Annotated in this window: 17 protein-coding genes and 1 pseudogene; 8 read left to right on the forward strand and 10 right to left on the reverse strand. The window is 58.7% G+C overall.

Translation table 11 applies throughout. From position 1 onward, the window contains the following. Position 1: 1 nt before the first annotated feature. The 4 genes from E4662_RS05535 to E4662_RS05550 form a co-directional block, all read right to left on the reverse strand. On the reverse strand, positions 2 to 1003 hold the full coding sequence (locus tag E4662_RS05535) for an ABC transporter permease (protein WP_136440405.1): 1002 nt from the start codon (positions 1001 to 1003) through the stop codon (positions 2 to 4). Beyond that, positions 1000 to 2523, reverse strand: a complete 1524-nt coding sequence (locus E4662_RS05540; RefSeq protein WP_136440407.1) for a sugar ABC transporter ATP-binding protein — start codon at positions 2521 to 2523, stop codon at positions 1000 to 1002. The genes E4662_RS05535 and E4662_RS05540 overlap by 4 nt, the downstream gene beginning before the upstream one ends. Positions 2524 to 2609: 86 nt before the next feature. Continuing rightward, entirely contained in the window at positions 2610 to 3644 is a 1035-nt protein-coding gene (locus E4662_RS05545; RefSeq protein WP_136440409.1) for a sugar ABC transporter substrate-binding protein, read from the reverse strand. Between the two features lie 26 nt (positions 3645 to 3670). Then, the gene (locus E4662_RS05550; protein WP_136440411.1) at positions 3671 to 4540 is read right to left on the reverse strand and encodes an SMP-30/gluconolactonase/LRE family protein; all 870 of its coding nucleotides are present in this window, start codon (positions 4538 to 4540) and stop codon (positions 3671 to 3673) included. A 110-nt stretch (positions 4541 to 4650) separates the two neighbouring features. On the opposite strand from E4662_RS05550, the gene E4662_RS05555 reads away from it, so the two are divergent. The 7 genes from E4662_RS05555 to E4662_RS05585 all read left to right on the forward strand — a co-directional run bounded on the left by E4662_RS05555 (position 4651) and on the right by E4662_RS05585 (position 12151). After that, positions 4651 to 5322 carry a GntR family transcriptional regulator gene (locus E4662_RS05555; RefSeq protein WP_136440412.1) on the forward strand — a complete coding sequence of 224 codons (672 nt, stop codon included), beginning with the start codon at positions 4651 to 4653 and terminating at the stop codon, positions 5320 to 5322. A gap of 153 nt (positions 5323 to 5475) precedes the next feature. Then, positions 5476 to 7038, forward strand: coding sequence for a sugar ABC transporter ATP-binding protein (locus E4662_RS05560; protein ID WP_136440413.1), 1563 nt, complete (start codon positions 5476 to 5478; stop codon positions 7036 to 7038). 2 nt (positions 7039 to 7040) lie between these two features. Beyond that, positions 7041 to 8027, forward strand: coding sequence for an ABC transporter permease (locus E4662_RS05565; protein WP_136440416.1), 987 nt, complete (start codon positions 7041 to 7043; stop codon positions 8025 to 8027). Positions 8028 to 8077: 50 nt separating this feature from the next. Continuing rightward, on the forward strand, positions 8078 to 9073 hold the full coding sequence (locus tag E4662_RS05570) for a substrate-binding domain-containing protein (protein ID WP_136440418.1): 996 nt from the start codon (positions 8078 to 8080) through the stop codon (positions 9071 to 9073). Positions 9074 to 9130: 57 nt separating this feature from the next. After that, positions 9131 to 10021 carry a hypothetical protein gene (locus E4662_RS05575; protein WP_136440420.1) on the forward strand — a complete coding sequence of 297 codons (891 nt, stop codon included), beginning with the start codon at positions 9131 to 9133 and terminating at the stop codon, positions 10019 to 10021. After that, positions 10009 to 10818, forward strand: a complete 810-nt coding sequence (locus tag E4662_RS05580) for an NAD-dependent epimerase/dehydratase family protein (protein ID WP_136440422.1) — start codon at positions 10009 to 10011, stop codon at positions 10816 to 10818. The genes E4662_RS05575 and E4662_RS05580 overlap by 13 nt, the downstream gene beginning before the upstream one ends. A gap of 835 nt (positions 10819 to 11653) precedes the next feature. Next, complete coding sequence (locus E4662_RS05585; RefSeq protein WP_168797903.1) at positions 11654 to 12151, forward strand: VPLPA-CTERM sorting domain-containing protein; 498 nt, start codon at positions 11654 to 11656, stop codon at positions 12149 to 12151. A 241-nt stretch (positions 12152 to 12392) separates the two neighbouring features. Here E4662_RS05585 and E4662_RS24310 read toward each other — a convergent pair whose 3' ends face one another. From E4662_RS24310 to E4662_RS05610, 6 genes and pseudogenes are all read right to left on the reverse strand, one after another. Beyond that, positions 12393 to 12545, reverse strand: coding sequence for a hypothetical protein (locus E4662_RS24310; protein ID WP_338113499.1), 153 nt, complete (start codon positions 12543 to 12545; stop codon positions 12393 to 12395). Between the two features lie 46 nt (positions 12546 to 12591). Then, a pseudogene (locus E4662_RS05590) lies at positions 12592 to 13416 on the reverse strand (class 1 fructose-bisphosphatase); the annotation flags it as partial. A gap of 106 nt (positions 13417 to 13522) precedes the next feature. Further along, the gene (locus E4662_RS05595) at positions 13523 to 14800 is read right to left on the reverse strand and encodes a TRAP transporter large permease (RefSeq protein ID WP_136440426.1); all 1278 of its coding nucleotides are present in this window, start codon (positions 14798 to 14800) and stop codon (positions 13523 to 13525) included. Position 14801: 1 nt separating this feature from the next. Further along, on the reverse strand, positions 14802 to 15365 hold the full coding sequence (locus tag E4662_RS05600) for a TRAP transporter small permease (RefSeq protein ID WP_136440428.1): 564 nt from the start codon (positions 15363 to 15365) through the stop codon (positions 14802 to 14804). Positions 15366 to 15427: 62 nt separating this feature from the next. Beyond that, a complete protein-coding gene (locus tag E4662_RS05605) occupies positions 15428 to 16411 on the reverse strand; it encodes a sialic acid TRAP transporter substrate-binding protein SiaP (RefSeq protein ID WP_136440430.1) in 984 nt (327 codons plus the stop codon). A gap of 46 nt (positions 16412 to 16457) precedes the next feature. After that, positions 16458 to 17555, reverse strand: a complete 1098-nt coding sequence (locus E4662_RS05610; protein WP_136440432.1) for a mandelate racemase/muconate lactonizing enzyme family protein — start codon at positions 17553 to 17555, stop codon at positions 16458 to 16460. A gap of 137 nt (positions 17556 to 17692) precedes the next feature. Here E4662_RS05610 and E4662_RS05615 point away from each other — a divergent pair, with 137 nt between their 5' ends. Beyond that, positions 17693 to 18427, forward strand: a complete 735-nt coding sequence (locus E4662_RS05615; RefSeq protein WP_136440433.1) for an FCD domain-containing protein — start codon at positions 17693 to 17695, stop codon at positions 18425 to 18427. The last annotated feature ends 385 nt before the right edge of the window (positions 18428 to 18812 follow it).

An 18812-nucleotide genomic window follows, 5' to 3' on the forward strand; every position in this document is an offset into this window, starting at 1 on the left:
CTCAGGCCTCCTTTTTCACTGCGGATGTCTTGCCGGGTGATGCACGCCCAAAAACGCGGGCCATCAGGGCCGAAACCTCGGCACGCCACATGTCGATACCGACGGCGAGCAGGATGATCAGACCCAGCACGATGTTCTGGACGGATGAGGGCGCGGCGTTGAGGTTAAGCCCGTTCTGGACAATCACGATGGTCATCGCCCCCATGAGCGTCGCAAGGATATTGCCGCGTCCGCCCGCAAGGCTCGCCCCACCCACAACGGCGGCGGCGATGGCCTGCAATTCCAGTGTCTGGCCATAGTTCGGCGAGCCGGAGTTCAGGCGCGCTGACATCAGGATCGCGCCGACAGCGGTCATGAAACCGGCGATTACAAAGGTCGTCGTCTGCACCTTGCGCACGTTGATGCCTGTCAGGACGGCGGCAGCCGGGTTGCCGCCCACCGCGTATATCTCGCGCCCCAGTTTGGTGAAATTCATCGTGAACGCGGCCAGCGCATAGAAGAAGACGAGATAGAAAAACGGCAGCGGCACGCCGAGCAATTTACCGTAGAAAATGGGTTCCAGCGCCGGATCGAGCGAGAAGATAGGCGAGCCATTGTTGAAGGTCAGCGCCAACCCGCGAAAGGCAATCAGCGCGGCCAAGGTCGTGATGAAGGATGGGATGCGCCCATAGGCCGTGATCAGTCCGATCAGAAGCCCCAGCAAGCCGCCGGCAAACAGAATGAGCGGCAGCGCCAGCACCAGCGGAATGCCGATGAATTTCAGCATCTGCGCGAGGATCATGGTCAGCAAGGCCACCATCGACCCCGAGCTCAGATCAATGCCAGCGGCAAATATCACGATGGACGAACCAATGGCGATCAGCGCAACAATGCTGACTTGCAGCGACAGGTTCGAGAGGTTCCCCGGGTTCAGAAAGCGCTCTGTCGTCAGCGCGACGATCAAAGCAACGATAACCATGGCCGCAAAGGGCCCGATCAATTGCGTGTCAAAGATCCGCTTCATGCGAAAACCTCCGTGGGTTCGGTTTGGTGAGCCTCGGCAGAGGCACGCACTAGGTCGTTGTGGGTCAGATTAGCGGCATCAACGGTGCGCTTGATTGCGCCGTGCTGAACGATTGCGATCCGGTCGCTCATCGCCAGCAATTCGTCATGATCCGAGCTGATCAGAATGATGGATTTGCCCGCGCGCGTCAGTTTGTTGATCAGCCGGTACACGGCGATCTTGGCGCCGATATCGATCCCCTGGGTCGGTTCATCGAGGATCAGTATGTCCGAATCCGAGAACAGCCAACGCGCAATGACGATCTTTTGCTGGTTGCCGCCAGAGAGGAAATTGACAGTCTTTTCCTCGGCTTGCGATGAAATCTCCAAATCGCGGATCAGATCATGCGTTGCCTGTTCTTCGGTCCTCAGATTGAGCACACCAAATCGGGCCAATCCGCCAAGGCCAGCCGCCGTTATGTTGCCGCTGGCACGGAAGTTGAAGAACAAGCCATCGAATTTGCGGTTCTCAGGCACCAGCGCCAACCCGGCACGGATCGCGTCGATCTCGCGGCGGAAACGGACGGGTTTTCCCCTGAGCGTCAATTGCCCGGCGGTCAGCTCATCGGTGCCAAACAGGGCGCGTGCAATCTCGGTCCGCCCGCTGCCCAACACGCCGCCAAGCCCCAGAACTTCGCCTTGATGCAGGGTCAGAGACGCATCTATCACGCCTGCGTTGGTCGCCAGACCGCTCGCCTCAAGCACTGCGTCTTCGGTGGCGTTGCGCTCTTTTGGATAATGCTCGCCGATGTCTTCGCCAACCATGGCGCTGACAATCTCGCCAACGTTGATTTCGGTTTCGCCGCTGGCGCGCACAACGCGCCCATTGCGCAGGATCGTGACCTCGTCAACGATCCTCTCCACCTCATCCAGCCTGTGCGACACGTAAAGAATGGCCGTGCCGCGGCTGCGCATGTTGCGCAAAAGCTGGTGCAGACGTTCGATCTCGTCCTCACCCAAAGCCGCTGTTGGCTCATCCAGGATGATCATGCGGGCATCCATGGCGATGGCTTTGGCAATCTCGACAAGCTGTTGTTCGCCAACAGAAAGCGTGCCCGTGATGGCGTCGGGTGACACATCCACGTCCATTTCCGCCAGAACCCGCGCCGTGTCGCGGTGCACCTTGTTCCAGTCAATCACGCCGAGCCGGGACCGGGGCATGTTGCCCAGAAAGATATTCTCGCCAACGGACAGGGTCGGAACGATGGAGAACTCCTGAAAGACGGTGGCAATCCCGAAGTCCCGTGCCGCCTGCGGATCATTGATCGTGACTGGTGTGCCATTGTGCAAAATCTGGCCGCTGTCGGGCTGTTGTACGCCAGAAAGCGTTTTGATCATCGTGGATTTGCCACAGCCGTTTTCACCAAGCAGTCCGTGAATGGATCCGGGCATAAGCTTGATACAGACTTTGTCGTTCGCCAGAACGCCAGGATAAGCCTTGCTGATGTCGACAAATTCCCAAAGGGGTGCTGCGCGGGTCATGGCGGTTGCCTCGGTTAGAGTACGAAATCAAATGCATCGCGCCCCCGGCAGCACACAAAGGCGCCACCGGGAAGCAGGGAGAAAGCTCAGTACTCTTTGGACGGCTGCGGGAAGAGCTTTTCAGGCTCTTGCAGAACGCTGATGGCACCCTCTTTGTCTTCGATGGATGTGGGCGTTTCGATCCAACCACCGGGATAGGACCCGTTCAGGGCATCAATGGTGGCGTGCATCGCGGCCTTTCCCATCAGGAACGGCGAGGTGTTCACGGTGGCGGTGATGTTGCCCGCTGCGATTTCTTCAAGACCGGAGGTGTCGCCGTCATTGCCCAACAGAACAATGTCGCGACGGCCCAACGCCTTGGCAGCAAAGGACGCGCCAATGATCATGTAGTCATTGGCCGCAAAGATCATGTCGAGATCAGGGTTGGACTGCAGAATATCCATACCAGCAGTGTTGCCGCCTTCGACGTTCCATTTGCCGTCGATCGACACAACCACTTCAAAGTTCTCGTTGCCGTCGATGCCATCAAGGAACCCACCAACACGTTCGGTCGAATGATAGCCGGGCTGGCCTTCGATCACGCCAACCTTTACCGGCGCGTCGCCATAATTCTCGATGGCCCAATCCGCGATCTTATGGGTTCCGTTGCGCTGCGAGTATCCGACAACACCATGGATCGGCGTCGGAAAATTCGGGATGTCCGAATTGATCATCAGCACGGCCATACCCTTGTCGACCGCCTGTTTCAAAAGCGGCGCGGCGGCAAACTCATCATGGGTGCCAAAGATGATGGCATCGACGTTCTGGGTCAGCACGTCCTGGATCATGCCCATCTGGCCGTTGATGTCGGCGCCTGATTGTGGCGCAAGCATAAAGACGTCAACACCGGCTTCCGCGGCGACCGCTTTGATGCCTTCGCCGATAGCGATGTAGTAGTTGAATTCGGTCGCGGGTGGCATGTAGGCGACGCGGAAGGTCTCGTTCTTGGGCGCAATTGCGTCAATCGGGGCCTGTGCACCCTCCTGAAGCGGAACCGGGGTCGGATAGGTTTCGGCAACTGCGGCGGTCGCCAGAGCGGCAAAACCTGCGGCAATTGTCGTATTCATTAGGGCTTTCAACATGGTTTTCTCCTCCAGAAAGTCGTTGATTATCCGTTGAATGGCGTGTCGATCACGCCGCGTATTCCGGGTTTGGCGGCGAACAGTCCGCCTGATGTCGGCTCTTGTGCCAAAGCCGTCTCATCGCTCATCAAACGCGATGTGGTGATGAACAGCGTATCGAGATCGGGGCCGCCGAATGCGCAACAAGTGGGCTTCCAGACGGGTACATCTATGACGCGGTCTATGGTTCCGTCGGGGGCCACGCGCACCACGCGATGCCCCTCCCATTCGGCATTCCAAACGCCGCCGTCGGCATCAACGCAGGACCCGTCGGGCAATCCGGGCTCGCCCCTGAACCCGGCATGCACGCGCCGGTTGGCGACCATTCCGGTCTTGGTGTCGTAGTCATAAGCCACGATTTCCCGGTCCGGGGTGTCGGAAAAAAACATTGTGCGGCCGTCGGGCGAAAAGCAGGTGGAGTTAGCGCAGGACACACCCTTGATCAGGGTTCGGACAGAGAGATCTGTGTCGATGCAAATGACGGACGAACTGGCAGCGCCGGTCACTTCGTTCATGCCGCCAACAATCAGCCTGCCCTGACGATCAGTGCGGCCATCGTTCAACCGTGTCTCGGGATTGTCGTCTTCGAAACGCGCAACGAGCGTTTCCGACTTGGAGTCCGGATCGTGCAGAACAACCCGATCGGCATAGGCGATGATCAACCCGCCAGTGGCGCGCGGCGCAAAGCAGCAGACCCGCTCTTCCATCTTTTGACAATGGCTCTGTTTCGCTGCCGGGTCATAGGACCAAAGCGCGCGACCTTCGATGTCGGTCCACCAAACACGCCCGTCTCCCGGGTTCCAGTAGATCCCTTCGCCGTGTTCGTTTTTGCAATCGAGAACGAGCTCTGCACGCATGTCGATCCACTCCTCCCAGGTTGCATCTGGTATCTGATATTCCAGCTTGCGTTAGCTGGTGTATCAGATATCGTCATCCTTGCAACACTTTTTTTTGGGAGACCCGATTTATGGCGCTGGAACGACCGAAGTCTCTTCGAGAACTCGCCCTTGAGCATTTGAGAAATAGTATCGTCGACGGTTCGCTTAAGATGGGCCAAGTGCTGTCAGAGCGGAAAATCTCCGAAGAACTGGGTGTTTCAAAGTCACCGGTTCGCGAGGCCCTTGCCCAATTGCGCGACGAAGGATTGGTCAGCATTGAACCGCAAAAAGGCGCGCGGGTGTTTACGCTGTCTGATTCGGAAGTGACGCAAATCTGCGATTTCAGGCAGGCCATCGAAACGGCCGCTTTCGAGCTGGCGCTTTCCAGAGATTCGGACGGGCTCGCCTCCAATATGTCTCGCGTGGTGGAAGACATGGAGCGCGCGCGCGCGCGCGGCGACGAAAAAGAGTACCTGGCGCTGGATACGACCTTTCATCATCTGATCTTTCAGCATGCGGGCAATGATTACCTGACTGCCAGCTACACGCGTTATGTCGGCAAGATCGCCGCCCTGCGCACACATTTGGCCAAGCTGCCGCAACACACGAATCTCTCATTTGAAGAACACCAGAAAATCGCCGCTGCCGTCCGGCGCGGTGACATGACCGAGATCAGAAACCTTCTTATCGAACACATTGATCGCACCCGGCAGGCCTATAAAAGCGCGTCAATTGTGTTGGAAGGCATGGACGCGCCTTAATTCAATCCTCTGAAATCAAACAACAGTTTCCAAGGGCGGCCCAATATCGGGTCGCCCTTCTGCATTGCACGGGCGCGACCCTGTTCTGCGGTTCCCCTCAATACTAATTGACATCTGATATTTCAGATGCCACCTAGGCGATGGGAGGAAGACATGTCGACAAAAGAGAATCCTATTCAAAGGGATGCGCCGCCCCTGATCCAATTGCAGGGGGTCGGCAAAAGCTTCGGGGCCAATGACGTCCTGAAAGGCGTGGATTTCGAACTGCGTCCCGGTGAAATACACGCGCTTTGCGGAGAAAACGGTGCGGGCAAATCCACCTGCCTTGGCCTTTTGTACGGCCTGCACCAGCCGACAGCCGGGAAAATCCTGTTGGACGGCACGGAGAAAAGAATCGAAACACCGGCGCACGCGCAATCGCTTGGCATCAGCTGCGTTTTCCAGGAGCTCAGCCTCGCCGGCGCGCTTTCTGTGGCCGAGAACATCTATGCGGGACGGGCGCCGACAAGACTTGGCGTTGTGGACTGGCCCGAATTGCGCCGACGCGCAGAAGGACTTCTTGCTGAGTTCGGGTTGGATATTGATGTGTCCCGCCCCGTCGACAGCCTGCCGATCAGCTCCCGCCAGATCGTTGAAATCGCCAAGGCGCTTTCGCTCGATTCGCGTGTTCTGTTGTTGGATGAACCAACCTCTGCGCTGGCCCCCGATGAAGTCGATTCCTTGTTTGCCGTGCTGCGAAACCTGACGCGCCGCGGGATCGGGATTGTTTATGTCAGCCACCATATGGCGGAAATCTTTCGCATTTCCGACCGCGTGACCGTGCTTAGAGATGGTCGTCAGATCAGCATGTTGCCCGCTTCCGAAACCTCGCAGGACCGCGTTGTTGCAGAAATGATCGGCGGCGCGCACCCCGACGAGATCAGCCGCAACCGTGCAGCCGCCGGAGACGAGGTACTCGCCGTCGATGGCTTGTCCCATCCGGGTCACTTCGACGACATTTCGTTTTCCGTCAAAGCGGGTGAAATCGTTGGCATGGCCGGGCTCATGGGCGCACGGCGTAGTGAAATTGTCCGATCCATCGTAGGGCTCATGCCGGGGGCCACAGGCGAGATAAGGCTGAACGGCGAGACAGTTCGCTTTAAATCACTGCGCCACGCCATGCGTGCGGGCGTTGGCTTTGTCCCGGAAGAACGAAAGACCGAGGGTCTGTTTCTCGATCAGTCTCTCAGTGACAACCTGATTGCCGCCAGCCTGTCGGATCACACAACGCTTGGGGTCATGCGCAACGGGTCGATCAAACACGCCAGCGCAGCGGCCATCGATGCCTTTAGTGTCAAAGCCAGCAGCATCGACGAGGACGTGGGCGCGCTTTCCGGCGGCAATCAGCAAAAGATCATGTTGGGCAAATGGCTCAAGCGGTCGCCCGATTTGCTGATCATCGAAGAACCCACCAAAGGCGTTGACGTTGGCGCCAAATTTCAAATTCACACCGAACTCTTGCGCCGCGCAGCAGAGGGGATGGCCATCCTGATCGTGTCGTCCGATTTTCCCGAGCTGGTGTCGCTTTCTACCCGCATTCTCGTCGTTCACGAGGGCCGCCAGATGGGCGACATCCCAGCACGGGACGCAAGCGAAGAGGTGCTGCTGCAAATGGCGGCGGGCACATCCATTGCCCCGGCCTCTCACCCATCCACGTTCACAGGAGACGCGTTTTGACCATGAGTGTTCAAACCGAGATATCTGAAAACCTGCCGATCATGCGCCGTGTTCTGCAAGCCTTTGTTGACATTCGTGAACTCACGCTGGTCGTGCTGATCGCCGCGATTGTTATCGTTATGGCAAACGTGAACCCCTATTTTTTCAGCTTCTCCAACTTTCGCGCGGTCGCCGTGGGCATGGCCCCAACGGCAATTATCGTGATTGGCATGGCGATCCTATTGGCGTCGGGTGGATTCGACCTTTCGGTTGGCTCGGTCATGGCCTTGTCATCGACGGTGGTCGCCATGTTGCTGTTGGCTGGGCTGCCGATTCCGCTGGCGGTGATTTGCGGCCTGATCCTTGGCGCTTTGGTTGGGATCGTGAACGGGGTGCTTGTCACCGGTCTTGGCATCAATCCCTTGATCGCAACCCTTGGCACCATGTCGATTGCGCGCGGGATCGCATTGGTTCTGACCGAGGGCTTTTCGGTTTCCAGCCTGCCACCCTCCTTCGCCTGGATCGGTAAAGCCGACATCGGCGGTTTGCCGGTCATCGTCTTGCTGACGATCGTTTTGGTCATCCTGTTCGATCTGGCGGTGCGCCATACGCGTTTCTTCCGCCAAGTCTATTTCATCGGGGCTAACGAAAAGGCCGCGCTGCTGTCCGGCATCCATGTAACCCGCGTGCGTATCATACTTTATGCGCTAACCGGCGTCTTGGCTGCGCTGGCTGGCGTTCTGCTTGCCTCCCGCTTGATGAGCGGCACACCCACAGCCGGCAACGGGATCGAGCTGCAGGTGCTTGCAGCAGCCGTCATTGGCGGCGCATCGCTGCGCGGGGGAGAGGGCACCATTCTGGGTGCATTCCTTGGGGTCGTGTTCGTCGCGCTCATCAACAACACGATGACGATGCAAGCGGTGTCCATCTACTGGCAGATGATTGTCATCGGTGGCGTTCTCGTTTCCGCCGTTGCCCTCGACATGCTGATCCGAAGCAAGCGCGGTTGATCCAATTTCACGAAAATCAACAACCAACGATCCAAAACAGGGAGATCACGATGACTGAGATGAGTGTAAACCGGCGCAGGCTGTTGACGGCGGGCACGACCGCAGGACTGGCAGCCGCCTTTGGCCTGCCCGTGCTGTCCAAGGCCGCGATGGCACAAGCCGCTGGCAAGGAATATGTATTCCTCTCCATCGTCACGCAGGTGCCCTTCTGGGTCGATTACCGCAATGCGATGAAAGACCTCGAAGAGCTGATGGGCATCAAGGCCACCTTCACAGGGCCGCTCGACTTTGACATCGCGGCTCAGGCGCGGCAGCTGGATGAACTCATCGCACGCCGCCCTGCAGGCATCCTGATTTTCCCCGGCGATCCCGCCACATTGGCCCCCGGTGTGGAACGCGCCGTCGAAGCCGGTATTCCGGTTACATGTTGTATCGGCGACATTCCTGACAGTCCCCGGTCCACCTTCCTTGGCATCAACGGTGTTCAGGCCGGACGTGTTGGTGGTGAAATGCTGGCCGAGGCGATTGGCGGCAAGGGCAAGGTCATCCTTGGCACCTTCCCGGCACCGTCCACGCTGGAGCGCGTCGAAGGGTACAAGCAGATCTTTGCGGAAAAATACCCTGACATCGAAGTGGTCGATGTGGTCAACGACAAGGCCGACCCGTCTTATGCACCCACCGCCTATCTTCAAGCCATTCAGGCAAACCCGGATATTGTCGGCATTGGTGGCACCGATGGTGACAGCGGCAAAGGCGCGGCAATCGCGGTCAACGAAGCGGGCCGCAAGGACATCAAGATTGTCGCGATGGACCGCAACGACGATATGCTGCCCTATATCGAAGACGGCACGATCCATGGGGCTGTGGCACAGAAATCCTATCTGGAAATCTTCCTCGCCTTCCACATGATGCATTGGCAAAATACCGACGCGCTGAAGGTTTTGCCGGACTGGAAAGCCGCCGGAATCAATCCGCTGCCAGAACGTGTCGAAACCGGGGTCATGCCGATCACCGCTGCCAATGTCGACCAATTCAAGCACGTCTAATCAAGCTTTCCGGCGCGGTCAAACTGCGCCGGAACCCCGCCCGAGGAGCAAGACCTCATGTCTGATCGGTGGAGGCTTTTGCGGCTTCAAAACAACGAACTGGAACTGGTGATCCTGCCTGGCATCGGCGGGCGCTTGTGGGATGTGGTGTTTCACGGGCAATCCTTGTTGTTTCAGAACCCCGATCTGAACGGTATCGCGTTTGACGACACGGACCTTGCGGATTTGCCAACACGCGCGCCGCAGTATGGCTTTCCGCTTTGGGGAGGCGAAAAAACATGGATCGCACCGGACACACTTTGGCATAAGGGCAGCCCGTTTCCGGCACTCGACAGCGGCCCCTATCAGGTCACGTCACAGAGCGACTTACATGTCGAAGTCATCAGCACAATCTGCCCGATCTCTCAGCTTTCAGTTACGCGCCGCATCACGCTCACCTCATCCACCACATGGCGGATTGCGCACACGGTGACCAATCACGGCGCTGGCTCTCGCACCGCCGGCATTTGGTCGGTCATGATGATCGATACACCCGCCACAATCGGCGTTGCCATGGACAAGCCCGAAGTATCTCCAGTCTTTGGCGTGGCGGGCAGTCAGGTCATGCCAACCCCAACCGGCGTTGTCGCCCAATGTGCCGTCCCGCAGGAATTCAAGGTCGGGCTACCCTGCCCCGATGGCCAAACCTTCATCACGTTCGGCAAGACAGGCCCGTTATTGACCTGCACAACCCCACCTCCGATGCCGGAAGACAACTTTGCCCACGGCCATCCCGTCGAAGTCTTCAATTCGGGCGATTACCCCTATTGCGAAGCAGAGTGGCACTCACCAGCGCGCGACTTGAAGCCCGGTCAGCACCTTCAGTTTCGCCAGGACTTTGAACTTTGGCCCAATGACGCCCCGCCGTCCTCAACAAGGCACAAGGACCTTCTGTCATGCATGTTCTGATCACTGGCGCCGGTGGCCATCTGGGCCGCAAGCTTTTCGATGTGCTGGAAGCCGACCCGGAAATGTCGGTGTCCGGGGTCGACATCCGCCCCGTCGATCACCCGGACATTCACACGGCAGATTTATCGGGTGCGCCGGATTGGGCGAAGTTGCTCCATGGCGTCGATGTCATTGTGCATCTGGCCGGGGATCGCGAACCCGCCGCCTCCTGGAACTCAGCGATTGAACACAACATGGATGCCACGCTGTCGCTGTACCACCATGCCGCCGAACACGGCGTGAAACGTGTCGTTCTGGCAAGCTCGAACTGGATCCATGGCGACAAGCGGTTCACAAGCGACACTTTGAACAGCGCCACGCCCCCCGGACCGGTGAACGCCTATGGTGTGTCCAAACTGTTCTGCGAACGCACCGGGGCCTATTTTGCCAAACACCATGGTCTTTCCGTGATCTGCCTGCGCATTGGCTGGACGCAATGGACGCACGACAACCAGCCCGGCCCTCATATGGCCATGGGGCGTTGGGGGCAGGAAATGTGGCTAAGCGACCGGGACTTCCTAAATGGGGTGCGCGCGGCGGTGGACGTTAAAGACGTCCAGTTCGCGGCCCTGAACCTGATGTCGGACAATCCGGGGATGCGCTGGGACATTGAAGAAACAAGGCAGGTTATCGGGTACAATCCGCAAGATGGAAGCCCGGCAAAGATAACCCCAATGATCGCGATGAAATCGGCCTTCAAGGCGGTATTTTCCTTCAAGATCCCTCGCTTCCTCGAAAACCGATTTCCGCATTGGTGAGAAGATGCCAAAACGAACATCCGTTTGGTGACTAGCACTGCTACAAGAATGAAGGGCTGCCTCCGCTAAGAACAGCCCGAAGCTGAGTTTCATTAAGGTGGCTGCGGAGGTCCCAAGCGCGGGACGAGGCGGGCGTTTCCAGCGAGCGATCCCGATGTCGAAAGTGGCCTTGAGCGGCCCTTCATCTCACCTCGGGCGCGGAAACAAGGCCGCAGGCCGCCGCGCCCATCGACGGGCCGTCCCCGCGGCACGGCGATTGGGTTGTTGGCGGACGCCACACCAGCCTAGCGCGCTAGTGGTTGGGATAAATCGAGGGGATCAACAGTTGGATCGCCGCACCACGGCCCGTCGATAGGCGCGGCTTGTGCTCTAATACTGAGGTCCCGACGGGGTGAACTCAATGACTGCTCAAGGCCATTTGAGCCGGATCCTCCCAAACCCAAACTCGGCACTCTGGGCCCCAAGCGGTCTTAGGCTGCGCTCGATACCCATGACCGCTTCGGGCTGGCTACTGACCTAGGGGACACACGCGGCGCAGGTCGGGGCGGTGAAGGTTTTCTGATGCGGGCCAGAGTGCGCGTTTTCGGCTTGGCCTGAGTGTGGCCCGCGTTGGAAAATCTCTCAGCAAGGAAGCCGCGTGAGCCGGGCGTAGTCTCTGGGGAAAGTGCGGGCCCGGTTGGGCCTCAGGCCGTTTCGCGCGCGACTGTTCCCTGGTACCTTGGGCAATGGCGGTTCTTGCACGAGTCTTACGCGAAGTACTGATGTTTGCATTTAGTGCACGCCGCCACCTGCCGGCCAAGCGCCTCTGTTCGGCAGGTCCCTTTCCGGCGACGTGTTGCGGTTTTCAGCCGAATTCACCGCCATCGGGATCGAGAACCGCCTTGATCCTCTGATCTCCGACGCGCTGCCGCTGGAGGCTACGATCTGGATCGCCGACACCGCACAGGCTGGTCCGGTTCGCACGCCCTATACCATTTACGCGGAAACCTTCGAGATTCAGCCGCTCACGGCTTATGCGTACGGAGTCGAAAGCGTGGCCGCGGAGATGTTGCAACGGTTCAATGTTGCCGTGGAGGTCACGCCGGAAGACATCTTCCGTCCCGGGGACGTGTATCCCGATGGCTGGCCGCTGGTCTATCACGAACTGGAATATGGCTTTGCCGTCCGGGCTCAGGACAGTTTCAAAAGCACGATCTTTCTCGACCGACTGGCCTTTGAAAGCCTCTCTGAAAGCATTGCCCCGGTGCCGTTGCCCGCAGGCGCGGTGCTGTTGCTGACGGCCTTGGGTGGCTTGGTGTTCGCATCGAGATCGCACGCTCGCATTAGTCGCTAGCATAGAGCCTTCAACGCACTAGGGCGCACCGTCCTTGATGACGGTTTAGGTCTCTAGAATTCTACCGTCTCGGCGCTCGCCAATCCGGCCTTGAGTGCGTCAACACCATACCCTTCACCGCGCAATCGATTGGCGGCAAGGCAAAATCCAGGCGCGCCAAGATCACTTGAAAGGAAGGAACTCGTCCGGTTCGACCGTCATCGCGGTATCATTGATACTGAAATTCAAGCGACATCTCGCTTTACGGACTGTCCGAAGCCATCAAGCCCACCAGATAATCAACCTCGTTTCTTGAACCCAGGATCGTCCCGACCCGCTGGTGCGGGTCCTGTGGTTTCAGATCCAGAATGCGGCTGTGACCGTCGGATGCCGCGCCGCCGGCCTGCTCGATCAGCCGCGCCGCCGGCCTGCTCGATCAGCATCGCCATCGGGCTCGCTTCGTACAGCAGCCGCAACTTGCCGCCCGCGCTGCTGTTCTGGGAATCGACGGGGTACATGAAAATGCCGCCCCGCAGCAAAACCCGATGGACTTCCGCGACCATCGAGGCCACCCATCGCATGTTGAAATCCCGGCCACGTGGCCCCTCCCTGCCTGCCATGCAGGTTTCGACATAGGATTGAATTGCGCTGGGCCAGAAACGCATTCTGGCGGCGTTGATTGCAAATTCACTGGTGTCTTCTGGCACCCGGATGTTTGTGTTGGTGTGACGAAATTCGCCGATGCTCCCGTCAAAGGTGAAACCGTCAACACCATTCCCGGTGGTCAGCACCAGCATGGTTGACGGACCATAGAGGGCATAGCCCGCAGCCACCTGTTCGCACCCCGGTCTGAGCACCGTTTCATAGGTGATTTCGTCCGGCACCTCGTCGAGCCTGAGGATGGAGAAGATCGTGCCAACGGAGACGTTGACGTCGATGTTCGATGAGCCGTCCAGCGGATCGAAGAGCAGAACATAATGTCCTTTCGGGAAACGCTCCGGGATCTCGTAGATCTCGTCCATCTCTTCGGACACCATCGCCGCCAGAACGCCGGAGCATTCGCATCTGTGCAGGAAAATGTCGTTGGCAATCACATCTAGCTTCTTTTGTGTTTCGCCCTGAACGTTTTCGCTGTCGAGGCTGCCCAGAACATCGGCCAGGGCCCCGTTCTTCAGATTGTTGGAAATTGCTTTGCAGGCTGTCGCAATCGAATGCAGCAAGGTGGTCAGATCACGCGGGACTTTCCAGGAAGACGTGCAGGATCCTGATGCCGGGCCTTCGGGCATCCGTCCGCGCGTGCGCGCAGGTCTTCCTCCGAAGTCTTCCCGGGGGTGGCGACAGCCGCGAAACCGCGGCTGTGCCAATTTCTAATGAGCGGGCAACCGGCCTGCTCTAGCGGTACATCGCCGATGGCAACCATAGTGCGATTTCCGGAATGAAGGTGATCATCAGCAGAACAATCACCAACGGCACCAGGAAGGGCATCGTCGCCTTGACACATTGCTCGAACTTGACCCCCGACACGTCCGACAGGACGAACAGGACCATGCCAACCGGCGGGGTCAGCAGACCCAGCATCAGGTTCAGGATGAGCAGGATACCAAGGTGGACCGGATCAATTCCGGCGCTGATTGCGATGGGCATCAACACGGGCACAAGGATCGTGATTGCGGCAATCGTCTCCATGAACAGGCCGATCAGCAGAACGATGAACATCATGATCAGCAGCAGGATATGCTTGTTGTCCGTGATCCCCAGAAGGGCGTCACCCAGCAGGGTTGCGACTTGCTCTGCTGTCAGGATCCAGGCGAACACCGCAGCCGAGGCGATGATCATCAGGATCGCAGCCGAGGTCTGGATCGTGTCCATGGACACGCGCACAAGATGGCGCCAGGTCAGTGACCGATAGACCACAAGCCCCAGGAACAGCGCGTAACACACGGCGGCCACGGCGGCTTCTGTCGGGGTGAAGATCCCGGTGGCAATCCCGCCCACGATGATGATCGGTGTCATCAGCGGAAGCAGCGCGGCCTTGAAGGTTTCCCAGATGTAGCAGGGGTTGATCCGGTTATCGCGCGGATAACTCCGGCGCCACGAGTACCAGGCAACCATGATCATCAGCGAGAACGCCATCAGCAATCCCGGCACCAGTCCCGCCGTGAACAGCTCGCCGATGGATACGGACGCCATCACGCCATAGATCACCAGCGGCAGGGACGGCGGGATAATCGGGCCGATTGTGGACGAGGCCGCGGTCACACCAACCGAGAAATCGGTGTCATAACCCGCTTCGCGCATCGCCTTGATCTCGACGTTGCCCAGACCGCCTGCGTCGGCCACAGCCGCCCCGGACATGCCGGCAAAGATCACGCTTGCGCCGACATTCACATGGCCCAATCCCCCCGGCAGCCATCCGACGAGGGACCGCGCAAAGGCAAAGATCTTGGTGGTGATGCCGCCTGTGTTCATCAGGTGGCCCGCCAGGATGAAAAACGGAATGGCAAGCAAGGGAAAGCTGTCGATACCGCCGATCATGCGGTGAATGAGCAGCACATCTGGCAGTCCCTTGATCATGATATAGGCCAGCGATGCCGCGCCAAGCGCCACGGTGACATGAACCCCCATGATCAGGAACACGGCGAGCAGGGCAAGAAGAACGGTAAGAGCCATGTTATTGTGCCTCCGCAGCTTGCTGAAGTTTTTCGCGAACGATCTGTTCGGCCGGTTTTCTGGACTCGCGCAGCAGATTGCGCGCGGCAAACACCGCCATCAGGAAGCATCCAACAACCACCACGTAGTAGAGATACGCCTTTGGCATATCGATCGAGACCATGTTGGATTTGGTGCGTTCGGCCAGCTGGATGCCAAGGTATCCGGCATAGGCCCAGAACGCTGTCACGATGGTTTCGACGCTCAGGACAATGGGCTTGATCGTCTTCACCGGCAGGTAGTGATAGGCGAATTCCAGAAAGATGTGCTTGTTGTTCCGGACACAGGACACGCCACCGATAAAGCCCAGAAGGATCAGGAAATAGCGGGCGATTTCTTCTGTCCAGCCGAGGCTGTCATTCAAAACGTAACGCGTGAAAAACTGCAGCGCGACGATGAAAAACAGAGCGCTGAAGATGATCAGAACGGGGATGTCCATGACGCTGACATCAGAGATATCATCGGTGACTTCCTCCAGTTCCTCGATAAGTGCGGCGGTCTTGTCGACCGGGTCTTCGTCAGTCATTTTCTTCCTCCCAAGTCAAAAAGGGCCCGGCCGCGAAAGGCAGCCGGGCAAGGCGCGCCGACTTATTCGGCGTCCGGGAGGGTTTGGAGTGCGTTGTAGAGATCGGTCGGGAACGGCAGATCACCGGTTGTCAGCGCCGGAGCGACGGCTTCGATGAACGGGGCGCGGTCCACTTCGTTGACGTTCACGCCCTGATCGCGGAACCACCCGACAAGCTCGGCTTCCGAGGCAACGATGGCCTCCGTGACCATGTCCGCGGTTTCGTCCAGAACGGCATCGAGGATCTGCTTGTCCTCATCGCTGAGCATCGAAAGACGGATGCCGGACACAACCGTGTAGGTCGAGTTCGTGATATGGCCGGTCAGGTTGATGTCGGACTGAACTTCGTGGAACTTCTTGGCCTGAATGGTCGGCAGCGGGTTCTCCTGTGCGTCCACAACTCCTTGCTGCAGGGCCAGGTAAACCTCGGCAAAGGCCATCGGGGTCGGGTTGGCGCCAATCGCTTTCGGGAAGAGGACGTAGGCCGGCGCATTGGGCACGCGGATCTTCAGGTCTTCCATGTCGGCAGGGGAGTGGATCGGCTTGTTCGACGTCACGTGGCGCGAGCCGTAGTAGCTGACCGACGCGATTTCATTGCCGCCGCTGGCATCCGCATAGCCTTGCGCCACTTCGCCGAACACGTCGCTGTTGAAGTAGGCTTCCCAATGCTTGAGATTGCGCAGGGTGAACGGGAAATCGGTCATTGACGCCGGGCCGTAGATCGAGCCTGCAAAACCCGCGCCGGTGTAGATGATGTCGACGGTTCCAAGCGACAGGCCTTCGTTCAGATCCGCTTCCTTGCCAAGCGCCGAAGCCGGGAACACCGCGATGGAATGGCGGCCTTCGGTGCGCTCCTCAAAAAGCTCGGCCGCTCTTTCGGCTGCTTTGTGCAGCGGGTGGTTGACCTCGTAGACATGTGCGAACTTGAGCTCGTCGGCGTAGGACATGGTGCCAATGGCCAGGGCTGCGACCGAGACTGTCGGTTTGATTGCTTTGAAAAGGTTCATGGTTTCCTCCTATTGCTGAACCTGTGAATTGCGGTGCTGCGGCCGGTTAAGCGGCAGCGGTGCTCTCTTCTGTGAGCTTGTCCCAAAGGAACGTGACCCCGATGCCGGGGGTGTCGGGCGCGACAGCCATGTGATCCTCGATCACCAGGGGCCGTTGCGTGTATTCGTCGATCGGGAAGCTGTGCACCTCGATCCAGCCAGCATTCGGCTGGGCGGACACGAGGCTGACGTGCAACTCCTGCATGCCATGGCTGCAGACGGGAATCCCGGCTTTGCGCGCCATATGGGCCGCTTCGAGCCAGCCGGTGATGCCCCGGCAGTTCGACGCATCCGGCTGCAGGAAGGAAAGCTTTGAGCGCTCCATCGCGTGCTCGAACGCGCGTGCCGTGTGAAGGTTTTCGCCCATCGCCAGCGGGCAGCCGGTGGCCTCGGCGATCTTGCCATAACCGGCGTAGTCATCCGGATCGATGGGTTCTTCGAACCAGACGATGCCCAGCTCCATGAAGCCGCGCGCCGCCTCGATGGCCTGCTCAACCGACATGGAATAGTTGGCGTCGACCATGAAATCGACGTCCGGGCCAATCAGCGCGCGCACCGCACGCGCCCGTTGCAGATCTTCGGCCAGATCGGGTTTTCCGACCTTGATTTTCACGCCGTTGAAACCGTCGGCCAGATAGCCCCGGACATGATCGAGCAACTTCGGAAGCGGAAAATTCAGGTCGATCCCGCCTCGATACGCCCGGCAACGATCCGAAGTACCGCCGACGACCTGCCACAGCGGCTTGTTCAGCGTTTTGCAATGCGCGTCCCACAGGGCGATGTCGATTGCCGAGATCGCAAACGAGTCGATCCCGCCGCGCCCCACATAATGGATCAGCTGGCCCATCTCGGTGTTGAGCGCCTGAATCTGGCTGGCGTCCCGACTAATCAGCACCGGGGCGAGGTCGTGCTCGATCATCGCAAGGATCGCGTGGCCGCCGCGCCCGCCTGTGTAGGTGTAGCCGCAGCCCGAAAAACCGTCGCCCCGTTCCACGGTCACAACAACAAGTTCGAAATGCGTGTGATCCCCGTGCATGGCGTCGCTCAGAACTTCACGAAGCGGCAGCCGGAACAGCTGCGCGGAGATGTTGGTAATCTTTGGCATAAGTTTTCTCCTCACTTTTGGCCTTACCAAAATTGAAGATCAAGAGTCAATATTGCAATTTGCGCGTATAATTCTCAGTTTTGGTAAGTCCAAATATCCCTCTTGAGCTGACAATAAAAGCGTGGAATTCTCGGCGCATGAGTGAAAATCAGCGCCCCAAACCTGTGAGCGATGCGACCGCCCGAGATAGCGCGGTCGATCGTGTCGTGGCGGACATCGAGGGCAAAATTCTCTCTGGTGCCCTGAAAGACGGCGATTCGCTCCCAGCTGAGCGCAGCATTGTCGAGGCCATGGGAGTCAGCCGCCCCGTTGCGCGAGAGGCCATCAAGGTTCTGAGCAGCAAAGGGCTGGTTGAGGCGATCCCGCGCCATAGACCGATTGTGCGCCGCCCGAACGTAACCACTGTCATGGACGTGCTGGGCGGATTGGTGGGTCATCTGACAGGCCGCCCGGGCGGGATCCGTCAGATCTTTGATATCCGGATTTTCCTGGAAGCGGGTCTGGTTCGGATGGCCGCAACAAGCGCCACCAAACACGACATCACGCGGCTCAAGGAACGGCTGGCCGAAAACGAAGCCAGCATTTCGGATTCGCTGCTTTTCTACGAAACGGACAATGCGTTTCACGGCGCCTTCTACGAGATCCCGGGCAACCCGATTTTCCCGGAGGTTCATCGCGCGTTCAACGAATGGCTGGATGCCAAGTGGCGACAGATGCCGCGCCTGCCTGATCGAAATCGCCAGAACTTCGAAGATCACAAGGCCATTCTGGACGCCGTTCTGGAGCGCGACCCCGACAAGGCCGAAGCGGCGCTTCGTAACCACCTTGAAAAGGCGTGGCGGCAGGTCGAGAGCACGTTCAACGATCTGTAGGCCGAGGTCTGCGGGTTAACGCCTCGGAAAATCGCACCGCTTTGCGGAATGACCTCGCGGGCCAGCGCATGGGCTGCGGAAACGCCTGAGAACCGCCCGTGCGCCTTGATCGACGAACAGCGCCCTTTTGCCCTCATCAGAAGGCAGGGCGATGTTGCAGGCTCGCCAGAAGCGCGCGACCCACTGCCGGGCGGTGTCATGGCTTTCCGGAACACGCGGCAAGGCAATCCCGCGCCTCTGGCAGCTTCGTTGCGGCAACCTCAAATATGGACTTACCAAATAATGCTAAAACATGGCGAACGCCTCAAAACTTGACAATGAAGTCGGTTTTTGGTCTTACCAAATAAAGGATGCCGCTGAGTCGCCGAGAGCGCCCCTTGCGGCA

This window comes from Pacificoceanicola onchidii (assembly GCF_004804335.1).
In the GTDB taxonomy this organism is placed as follows: Bacteria; Pseudomonadota; Alphaproteobacteria; order Rhodobacterales; family Rhodobacteraceae; genus Pacificoceanicola; species Pacificoceanicola onchidii.